This is a genomic window from Mycolicibacter sinensis (assembly GCF_001667945.1).
Taxonomy (GTDB): Bacteria; Actinomycetota; Actinomycetes; order Mycobacteriales; family Mycobacteriaceae; genus Mycobacterium; species Mycobacterium sinense_B.
Map to the genome: position 1 here is coordinate 1 of NZ_LZJK01000090.1, position 10,331 is coordinate 10,331.

Sequence of the window (10,331 nt, forward strand, 5' to 3'; positions counted from 1 at the left end):
GTCGGCCGCACGTCACGTCGCCGCGGCCGCCGCCGACGGCTCAGTGGGCTGGCTCGCCGACCTCGCGCTGGCGCAGGCCTACTGCTCGGACGCATTCGTGTTCGTGGGCGCCACCAACATTCAGGTGCACGGCGGTATCGGGTTCACCTGGGAACACCCCGCCCACCGGTACCTGCGCCGCGCGCGCGGCGATGCCCACCTGTTCGGCAGCCCGTCTTGGCACCGCGAGCGCTACCTGCACGAGATCGGGGCATGAGATGACCGACATCGACGACGACGCGCTGCGCGCTGAGGTCCGCAACTGGCTGGCGGCCAACTGGTCGCCGGACATCGACCGTGCGAGATTCGCGCAAGCCGTGTTCGAGGCCGGTTGGACGGCGCCATCCTGGGCGACGGGATGCTACGGCCGCGGCCTCACTGACCGCCAATCCCGGTTGGTGGCAGCGGAATTCGCAGCCGCCGGGGCGCCGGGCACCGGACACGACCGAGCCGATCTGTTCGCCTGCACCATCCACGACTGCGGCTCCGAAGAACAGAAGCGCAGGCTGCTGCCCCCGGCGTTACGCGGGGAGAGCAAGTGGTGCCTGCTCTACAGCGAACCCGGCGCCGGATCGGATCTGGCCGGCCTGCGCACCCGCGCCGAACGCGATGGTGACGACTGGATCATCAACGGCCAGAAGGTATGGACATCGTTCGCGACCACCGCCGACTACGGGATGCTGGTGGCGCGCACCGACCCCGACGTTCCCAAGCACAACGGCATCACGTTCTTCATGCTGCCGATGCGTCAGCCCGGCGTGGAAATCCGCCCGATCCATCAGATCACCGGCGAATCGGAGTTCAACGAGGTGTTCTTGACCGACGCCCGGGTGCCGGACGCGAACCGGATCGGCGAGCCGGGCGCCGGCTGGTCGGTGCTGCAGGTCGCGTTGGGCTACGAGCGTCGGCTGATGGGCGATGTCGCCCGCACCACCCGCGGCCGCCGGGAGAAGTCCGGCGACTTGGTCGAATTGGCCCGCGACGCCGGCTGTCTCGGCGACTCCCACATTCGCCAGCAGGTCGCCCGCGCGCACGCGCTGTCCACGGTGAACCGGTGGAACACCCAGCGGGCCAAGGCCAGCACCGACCGCGCGGAGGCCGCGGCCCTGCTGGCGCTCGGCAAGATCGCGATGTCGAGGATTCTGCACGAGACGGCCCGGGTGGCCACCGAGGTCGTCGGCGCCGAAGCGATGCTGGCCGGCCCGGAGAATCCGGTCGGTGACGCGGTGACGTTCCGGGCGCTCAACGCCTACTTCACCTCCATCGGAGGCGGCACCGATCAGATTCAGCGCAACATCATCGGTGAGCGGGTGCTCGGCTTACCCAAGGAGCCCGATCCTTACCGGGATGCCCCGTTCCGCGACCTGCCGCACTAGAACTGCAGGGCGGCGAAACGCCAGTCCAGCACCTGGCGATCCGGCTCGCCCGCGTCGCCGACGGCATAAACCAGCGACCGCAGCTCCAGCACGTTGTCGGCGGCCGACTCCACGTGCAGTTCGCTGTAGAGGGTGTCGCCTTCGTGGACCGGCCCGGTGTGATCGCACGACCGCCAGCCCAGCACCGTGACCAGATTCGGCAGCAACCGGCAGGCCTGCGCCAACGCCAGCCCGATGGTGTGTCCGCCGTAGACCAGGCGCCGGCCTGCTACCCGCGAATCATGGTGAGTAGCAGCGATATTGAGGGTCAGGCGGGCCAACTCGGCGGCCGATGTCACGACGTCGCCGGTGCTGGACAGCACCTGCCCGGCCAAGCCGGGATCGAAGTGCGGCCCCGGCACCCGCTGCCGGAACTCCTCGGCGTCCCAGTGCGCGGTGACATCCGTCGGCGCCGCGAGTCCGGCGCCGATGGTGGACAGATCGTCGTGGTGGCCGGTGTCGGCTGCATGGGGCGACAGCGGCAGCATCGCGCAGCGGTAGAAGTCGAGCACCAGCCGGTCGGCCTGGTCGATGGTGGTCACCCGCAGTGCCACCAGCCCGGTAGGCTCCCGGCCGGGCTTGGGTGAATTCTGTTTGAGGCCCACGACTTCGGTCCGGGTGAACAAGGTGTCGCCGATCACCGGGAAGTGAAAAAACGCCAGGCCCCGGTAGAACAGGTTGGCCTTGACGCGTCGGGTGGCCAGCGTGGACTGCCCGATCGCGACGTCGCACACCAGACCGGGGTGAGCCAGCGGCATCGGCGCCCCGGTCACCACGTGGGACAGCTGGGCGTCCAGCGGCAGCCGCAGCCGGTCCCCGAGGATCGCCTGATGCAGCGCCGCGGCCCCCGCCGTCAGCGTCATCGCCGGCGCCGCGTCGAACACCTGGCCGACATGGAGTTCGTCGAAGTAGGGCCCGCTGGTCATCTGGAAATCCTGACATACGGTGAACCGATGACGTCCTCACTGACCGACGAAGAGTCGATCCTGGTCGAGACCGTGCGCCAGTTCGTCGATCGGGAGGTGAAGCCGTCGGTCCGCGATGTCGAGCATGCCAACGCCTACCCGGAGGCCTGGATCGAGCAGATGAAGCACCTCGGCATCTACGGGCTGGCGGTGCCGGAGGAGTACGGCGGCACACCCGTGTCGATGCCGTGCTACGTACTGATCACCAGCGAGCTGGCGCGCGGCTGGATGAGCTTGGCCGGAGCGATGGGCGGGCACACCGTCGTCGCCAAACTGCTGACCCTGTTCGGGTCCGACGAGCAGAAGCGCCGTTACCTGCCGGCCATGGCCACCGGGCAGTTACGGGCCACCATGGCACTGACCGAGCCGGGCGGCGGCAGCGACCTGCAGAACATGACGACCACCGCTGTACCGTCTCCGGCCACCCCGGACGCCCTGGTGATCAACGGGGCCAAAACCTGGATTTCCAATGCCCGCTACTCGGGGCTGATCGCGCTGCTGGCCAAAACCGATCCGAAGGCCACCCCGCGGCATAGCGGGATCTCGGTGGTGTTGGTGGACAACCCGATTGACGGGCTGGCGATCTCGCGGGACCTGCCCAAGTTGGGCTACAAGGGCGTGGAGAGCTGTGAACTGAGCTTCGACGACTGCCGGGTGCCGGCCACCGCAGTACTCGGCGGTGTTCCCGGGCGCGGTTTCGCGCAGATGATGAAGGGCCTGGAGACCGGCCGCATTCAGGTGGCGGCGCGGGCGCTGGGGGTGGCCACCGCCGCGCTAGAGGATGCGCTGGCCTACGCCCAACAGCGCGAGAGTTTCGGTCAGCCGATCTGGAAACATCAAAGCGTCGGCAATTACCTGGCCGACATGGCCACTAAGCTCACCGCCGCCCGCCAGCTCACCCGGTACGCCGCCGAGCGCTACGACAGCGGCCAGCGCTGCGACATGGAAGCCGGCATGGCCAAGCTGTTCGCCTCCGAGACCGCCATGGAGATCGCGCTCAACGCGGTGCGGATCCACGGCGGCTACGGGTATTCCACCGAGTACGACGTCGAACGCTACTTCCGGGATGCACCACTGATGATCGTGGGCGAGGGCACCAACGAGATTCAGCGCAATGTGATCGCTGCGCAACTGGTGGCCCGCGGCGGGATCTAGCCACCCAACGAGAATCACCCCGCACGATTGCGCGGGGTGATTCTCTTGCGCTGTTCGGACTACTACGGGAGGACCCCGCCAGGGGTGCCGGCCTGTCCGGCGTCACCGGCGTCCGGTCCGGTGCCCGCGGCACCACCGGCACCCGCGGTGCCACCGGTGCTGCCGGTACCCGGGGTGTCACCGGCGCCGCCGTTGAGGCCGTCGGGCCCGAGGTGCGGGGTGATGACGTCGCCGCCGTTACCGCCGTTACCGCCGTTGCCGCCGGTGGTGGCGCCGGCGCCACCGGCGCCCCCGTCACCGCCGGCTCCGCCGTGGACGTTGTCGATCGGGCCCGAGGAGGAGTCACCGGAGGTGGTCTGCCAGTCCGGGTCGCCCCAGCGGATGTTGCTGCCGTCGCCGCCGTTACCGCCGGCACCGCCGTCGCCACCAACGCCGCCGCTGCCGTCGGCGTTCGCCAGGCCTGCCCCGCCGGCACCACCGTTACCGCCATTGCCGCCGTGCGCACCGCCCGCGTTCGGGTCGCTACCGCCGTTGCCGCCGTTGCCGCCGGCACCGCCAGTGGCACCAGAGCCGCCGGCGCCACCCACACCACCGGTTCCGGCCGAGCCCTGCGGACCCATGGTGCCGGAGCCGCCCGGGCCCTCAACGGAGGCGTGCTCGGTCACGTCGGCCAGGTCGCCGCCGTCACCGCCGTTACCGCCGGCACCGCCGTCACCGATCTGGCCGTCGTTGCCGTTGGCCGCACCCTGACCGGCCGCGCCGCCGTTGCCGCCGGCACCGCCCGACCCGCCGTTACCCGGAACGTTGTACAGGCCGTGCACGGAGTCGGTGTCGGTGTGGATCCCGACGCTGCCGCGGCCGCCGTTGCCGCCGTCAGAACCGGCACCGCCGTTACCACCGTTGCCGCCGTTGCCGGCGTCGCCGCCGCCATTACCACCGGCACCGCCGGTGCCACCGACGGCGCCGTTGCCGCCGCTGGTCGCCGGAATGGCGGGTTCAACGGTGCCGCCGCCAGCCGCCGTCGATCCGTTGACGCCGTTGCGTCCGTCGGTCGCCGCCGATGCGTCGCCGCCGTTGCCGCCGTTGCCGCCGTCGCCGTCGACGCCGTGGGCGCCTGCGGTGGCTCCGCTGCCGCCGGCCGCACCGCCGGCAGCGGCCGCACCACCGTCGCCGCCGGCGCCACCATCGCCGCCGTTGACGCCGTCCGCGCCGACGCCGTTGACCGCGACGCCGTTGGCACCCGCGCCACCGTCGCCGCCGAGGCCGCCGTTGCCGCCGGCGCCTCCGTTGCCGTTGCTACCCGCAGAACCATTGCCGGCACCACCGGTGCCGGCGGCGCCGCCGGCACCGCCCTTGCCGCCGACCGCGCCGTTACCACCGTTGCCGCCGGCCACGCCGTTTCCAGAACCGCCGTTGGCGAAGGTGCCGGACGCCCCGTCAACGCCGTTACCACCGCTACCACCAGCAGCGCCGGTACCGCCGTCGCCACCGTTACCGCCGAAGCCCGTGGCGCCACCGCTTTCGCCACCAGCACCGCCGTCACCACCCGCGCCGCCGATTCCGCCGTTCGCACCGTCGGGGTTGCCGCTCGTTCCACCAGCACCGTCAGTTCCGGCGGCACCGCTACCACCGTTTCCACCGCTGCCGCCATTGCCGTCGACACCGTTGGCGCCCACGGTGGCCCCGCTGCCGCCGGCCGCACCGCCGGCACCGGCCGAACCGCCGTTGCCGCCCGCGCCACCATTGCCGCCGTTACCGCCGGCAGCGCCGAGGCCCGCCGCCGCGATGCCCTCACTACCGGCACCACCGTCGCCGCCGCGGCCGCCGTTGCCGCCAACACCGCCGTTGCCGTCGGCACCGGCCGAGCCGTTAGCCGAACCGCCCACACCGGCGGCACCACCGGCGCCGCCCTTACCACCGGCAGCACCGTTGCCGCCGCTACCGCCCGTGGCACCGTCGCCAGAGCCGTTGCCCGCGAAGGTGCCCGCGGCACCGGCTGCGCCGTTACCGCCGTGGCCACCGGCACCGCCGACACCGCCGGCACCACCGTTGCCACCGATCCCGACGAAGGACGAACCGTCGCCACCGGCACCGCCGTTACCGGCGTTGCCACCGGCGACACCGTTGGTGCCATTACCGTCGGCGCCCGTGGTGCCGTTGGTGCCGGTCCAGCCGGCGCCGCCGGCTCCACCGTTGCCGCCGTTGCCCCAGGCGCCCATGCCGAAGAAGTCCTGGGCCTGACCCGAGCTACCACCGTTGCCGCCGTCACCGGCGTCCAGCGTCGCGGTGCCGTTACCGCCGGCGCCACCGTCGCCGCCGTTGCCCCACATCTCGCCGCCATGACCGCCGTTGCCGCCGTCAGCGCCCAGGCCACCGGCACCGCCGTCGCCACCGTTGCCGATACCACCGGCGTGCCCACCGTTACCGCCGGCCACACCCTCGATGTTCGATGACCAGCCGCTGCCGCCGTCGCCGAACCACAGGCCACCGGCTTGACCGTTGACGCTCTCGGCAGTGCCGTCGGCGCCGTTGCAGATCATCCCGCAGAAGCCCTCGGTGAACGGCGCAAAGATCTGGTTGATGACGCCGTTGACGCTCGAGCCGAAGTCAGAATTGATCCAGTCCTGCAGCATGCCGTGCAGCGGCAGGTAGAAGGTGTCCTGCCACATCTGGGCGAAGTCAGCGTCGAACAGTCCACCGTCGGCAGCGCCCGGGACGCCCCACGCGGTGGCGTCGAACAGGTCAAAGCCCGAGGTGGTGTTGCTGTCGCCCAGGCCGAAGAAGTCCCAGAACGCGTCCACGCCTAAGTCGTCGGCCTGCGCTGCCGGTGCGGCCGCCAGGGGAGCCATGCCGAACGCCAAGAACGCCCCGACCGAGGCGGCCGCCCCGATGGCGCGGTCACGCCGCCGCGACCGCTTCCCGAAAGTCCCGTTATCCCGCCGCGTCTGTGCCATCCCTGGCGTTCCCTTCTTTTAAGCCGTGCCAAGTCTGGCGCGTGCCTTAACAGTTCCTGAGCCCCCGTCGACGGCTGCTGACATTAGCGCCAATTTGGTCAAATGTCCATTTCAGAGAACCGCTGTGTGCCAGAAGGGCCGAGCCACCGGGTTCGCGTTCTGAGGGCCACGGAAAGCGCCTCGCGGCGGCGACGGGCCACAAGGCGCGTTTGTGGGCCGCCAAGCCGTCCGGCCCTACCGGCGGGATACTGCCCGATGGACCATCAAAGGGTGAGCACCTATTCCTGGGCCGTGATCGGCGCGGGCCCGGCCGGCATCGCCGCGGTGGGCCGCCTACTCGACCATGGCATCCCTGGCCCTGAGATCACCTGGATAGATCCGGAGTTCGGCGCCGGCGATCTCGGCGCCAAATGGCGGGCTGTCCCGAGCAACACCCAAGTCGGACTGTTTCTGGATTACCTGAACGCCTCTGCGTCCTTTGGCTTCGGGCAGGCGCCCCGATTCGAGCTGAGCACCATCGATCCGGAGCAGACCTGCCCCCTGCGCGTGGTCGCCGACCCCCTGGTGTGGGTCTCCCGCCAACTGTGCGACCAGGTCACACCCGTACGAACGACCGCCAAGGAGCTCTGGTTAGCCGACCGCCACTGGACGGTGCACACCGACCACGGGGAGATCGCCGCGAAGAACGTGATCCTTGCGGTCGGGTCGGTTCCCAAGAAGCTCAGCTACCCCGGGCTTGAAGAGATTCCGATCGAAACAGCCCTCGATCCCGCCAAACTCGAGCGGGTCGCCCTCGACGGCGCGCGCGTCGCGGTGTTCGGCTCGTCTCACTCAGCGATGATCGCCCTGCCGAATCTGCTCAGCACCCCGGTGCAGCGGGTAACCAACTTCTATCGGAGTCCGCTCAAATACGCGGTCTACCTACAGGATTGGATATTGTTCGACGACACCGGCCTCAAAGGGCAGGCCGCCCGGTGGGCCCGCGAGAACATCGATGGGACCTACCCGCAACGCCTGGACAGGTGCCTGGTGACCGGTCCCGAGTTCGGCGAACGCCTCCAGCAGTGCAGCCACGTCGTCTACACAGTCGGATTCGAGCGCAGACGGCTTCCGCTGACGCCGCAATGGGGGCCGCTGAATTACGATGCCAGCAACGGAATTCTGGCGCCCGGGCTGTTCGGGATCGGCATCGCCTTCCCCGAATACCGGACCAACCCGTTGGGCTCCGGCGAGTATCGAGTCGGGTTGTACAAGTTCATGCAGTTGCTCGACGACGCCTTGCCGCTGTGGCTGCGCTACAGCACCTAGCGCCGGTCTAGGAGGCGGCGGTGCTCGCGATGTAGCTGAGGAAGTCTCGGACCGCGCCGGCGGGCGGTGTGCGTCCGCCCACCCAGATGGCACGCAGTTCACGGCGCAGATCCAGCTCGGGTGCCGCGAGGCGTGTGAGCCGCCCGACGGCGAGGTCGTCAGCGACGGCCAGCCGGCTCATCACCGCCGGCCCCGCGCCCGCCAGGACCGCACTGCGCACCGCGGCCGCCGAAGACAGCTCCAACAGGGGCGCGGCCAGCTCAGCGCCGTCCCCCAGTGCGGTGCGCAGCGCGGACTCGAGGAAATCACGGGTCCCCGAACCCGGTTCGCGGGTGACAAGGGGCGTCTGGGCGAGTTCGGCGGAACTCACGCCGGTGGCCCGGCGCGACCACTTGTGGTCGGGCCGCGCAATCACGACGAGCTCGTCACAACCGATGACGCGGCTGCGCAGGCCGGCAGGGGCACCCGGGCTTTCGATGAACCCGAGGTCGGCGGCGCCGTCGCGGACCCCCGCTATCACCTGTTCGCTGTTGGCGGCGGTGAGAATGACTTCGGGTGCTTCGCGACCGGCTCGGGCCGCCGTGGCCTGCATGGACACCAGCCACCGCGGCATGAGCTGTTCGGCGATCGTCAGGCTGGCCAGTACCTTCAACCGCTTGCGGCTTTCACTGCGCAGGGAGGCCAGCCCGACATCCACCTGGTGGGCAACGTCCAAGAGCCGGTCTGCCCATTGCGCGACAACGACTCCGGCGGGCGTCAGCCGTGAGCCGCGTACGGTACGGATTGCCAGCTGCACCCCGGTCTGGGCTTCGATCGAGGTCAGCCGCGCGGACACCGCCTGCTGGGTCAATCCGAGTTCCCGTCCTGCGGCGCCGAGGCTGCCGGTCTTGGCGACTGCCAGCAGCACTTCGAAGGCCGACAGTTCGGGCATGCGGGAACTGAGCGCCATGAATCACCTAACCACAAACGCACGTTGCTGGCCCGCGGCCGGTCACAACGAGTACTTCGCCACCAGTCCGTTCTTGTACAGCTTGCCGGTGTCGGTGCGCGGCAGTTGCGCCTCGAAGGAGATCGAACGCGGACACTTGTAGTGCGCCAACCGTTCCCGCAGCCAAGCCGACAGCTCGTCCGCGAAGGCGTCAGTGGCATCGGCTGGGTCGACGGTCTGCACCACCGCTTTGACGCTCTGCCCCATCTCGTCGTCGGGTATCCCGAACACCGCCGCGTCCATCACCTTCGGATGGGTGACCAACAGGTTCTCGGCTTCCTGCGGGTAGATGTTGACGCCGCCCGAGATGATCATGTGGTGGCGACGGTCGGTGAGGTACAGATACCCTTCCTCGTCGAGGTAGCCGACGTCGCCGACGGTGATCCAGCCATGGCTGTCGCGCGAATTGGCCGTCTTCTCCGGGTCGTTGAGGTATTCGAAGGCATTACCGCCCTCGAAGTAGATCTCCCCGGCCTCGCCGGCGGGCACCTCATTGCCGTTCTCGTCGAGGATGTGCACCGCCCCCAGCATCGGTTTGCCGACGGAGCCGGGATGAGCGAGCCAGTCCTCGGCGCTGATCAACGTCGAGCCGTGCGCTTCGGAGGAGGCATAGTATTCGTCGATGATCGGCCCCCACCAGTCGATCATCTGTTTCTTGATCTCGATCGGGCAGGGCGCCGCCGCGTGCATCACCCGCTGCAGGCTGGAAACGTCATACGAATCCCGTGTTTTCTCAGGGAGTTTGAGCATCCGGGTGAAGTGGGCGGGGACGAACTGGGCGTGGGTGACCCGGTAGCGCTGCACCGCGTCGAGGCACCCTTCCGGGTCGAATTTCTCCAGCACCACGGTGGTGATCCCAGCGGCCTGCGCGGTCATCGACCACACCGATGGGGCCGTGTGATACAGCGGCGCCGGGCTCAGATAGACCGAGTCGGGGGTCATCCAGACCGACACCAGCATCGTCATCAGGCCCGGCGCCTCGGCGGGCGGCAGGTGTGGCAGCGCACGTTTGATCCCCTTCGGCCGCCCGGTGGTCCCCGACGAGTACTGCAGCAGGTCACCCTCGATCTCGTCGTCGATCGGCGTAATGGGTTGATCGGCAACGCATTCCGGGTAACGCTGCCAGCCGTCGAGATCGTCATCGGCGATCAGCAGCAGGTCCGGGAGGCCATTCGGCAGGTGCTCCGCCAGGTCCTCGCAGGTCTGGCGTAGGGCCGCTGATCCGATGACGGCCTTGGCGGAGCTGTTGTCGATGATGTAGGCGGCCTCGGCCGCGGTCAGGTGGGTGTTGATCGGCACGTAGTACAGGCCGCTGCGCCGCGCCGCCCACATCACCGCATGGATGTGCTCGTTGTTCTCCATGAGAATCGCGACGGTGTCGCCCTCGACGAGTCCGGCGCGGCGGAAGAAGTGCGCCAACCGGGTGGCGCGGGCTTCGAGCTCGTCGAAGGTGATGACGGTGCCCGACGGATGCAAGATGATGGCCGGCTTGTCGGCACCGAGATGT

The 10,331-nt window shown here is 69.3% G+C and carries 8 protein-coding genes; 4 read left to right on the forward strand and 4 right to left on the reverse strand.

Going from position 1 to position 10,331, the window contains the following annotated elements; all coding sequences use genetic code 11:
• Together A5694_RS12560 and A5694_RS12565 are read left to right on the forward strand one after the other, a co-directional pair.
• Positions 1-256: acyl-CoA dehydrogenase family protein (locus tag A5694_RS12560; protein WP_131809577.1), on the forward strand; the 256-nt coding region annotated here is incomplete at its 5' end.
• A 1-nt stretch (position 257) separates the two neighbouring features.
• Complete coding sequence (locus A5694_RS12565) at positions 258-1,415, forward strand: acyl-CoA dehydrogenase family protein (protein ID WP_064922169.1); 1,158 nt, start codon at positions 258-260, stop codon at positions 1,413-1,415.
• Here the strand turns inward: A5694_RS12565 and A5694_RS12570 are convergent.
• Positions 1,412-2,380 (reverse strand): MaoC family dehydratase, encoded by a 969-nt coding sequence (locus tag A5694_RS12570; RefSeq protein WP_064922170.1) that lies wholly within the window; start codon positions 2,378-2,380, stop codon positions 1,412-1,414. The two genes, A5694_RS12565 and A5694_RS12570, sit on opposite strands and share 4 nt — an antisense overlap.
• A 27-nt stretch (positions 2,381-2,407) precedes the next feature.
• On the opposite strand from A5694_RS12570, the gene A5694_RS12575 reads away from it, so the two are divergent.
• Positions 2,408-3,574, forward strand: a complete 1,167-nt coding sequence (locus A5694_RS12575) for an acyl-CoA dehydrogenase family protein (RefSeq protein ID WP_064922175.1) — start codon at positions 2,408-2,410, stop codon at positions 3,572-3,574.
• A 62-nt stretch (positions 3,575-3,636) separates the two neighbouring features.
• Here A5694_RS12575 and A5694_RS25085 read toward each other — a convergent pair whose 3' ends face one another.
• A complete protein-coding gene (locus A5694_RS25085) occupies positions 3,637-6,528 on the reverse strand; it encodes a PGRS repeat-containing protein (RefSeq protein ID WP_064922171.1) in 2,892 nt (963 codons plus the stop codon).
• 270 nt (positions 6,529-6,798) lie between these two features.
• Here A5694_RS25085 and A5694_RS12585 point away from each other — a divergent pair, with 270 nt between their 5' ends.
• On the forward strand, positions 6,799-7,836 hold the full coding sequence (locus A5694_RS12585; protein WP_064922172.1) for an FAD-dependent oxidoreductase: 1,038 nt from the start codon (positions 6,799-6,801) through the stop codon (positions 7,834-7,836).
• A 7-nt stretch (positions 7,837-7,843) separates the two neighbouring features.
• Here A5694_RS12585 and A5694_RS12590 read toward each other — a convergent pair whose 3' ends face one another.
• Together A5694_RS12590 and fadD4 are read right to left on the reverse strand one after the other, a co-directional pair.
• Positions 7,844-8,785, reverse strand: coding sequence for a LysR family transcriptional regulator (locus A5694_RS12590; RefSeq protein ID WP_064922173.1), 942 nt, complete (start codon positions 8,783-8,785; stop codon positions 7,844-7,846).
• Positions 8,786-8,827: 42 nt separating this feature from the next.
• Positions 8,828-10,331 (reverse strand): fatty-acid--CoA ligase FadD4 (gene fadD4 / locus A5694_RS12595; RefSeq protein WP_064922174.1); only part of this gene is annotated, 1,504 nt, incomplete at its 5' end.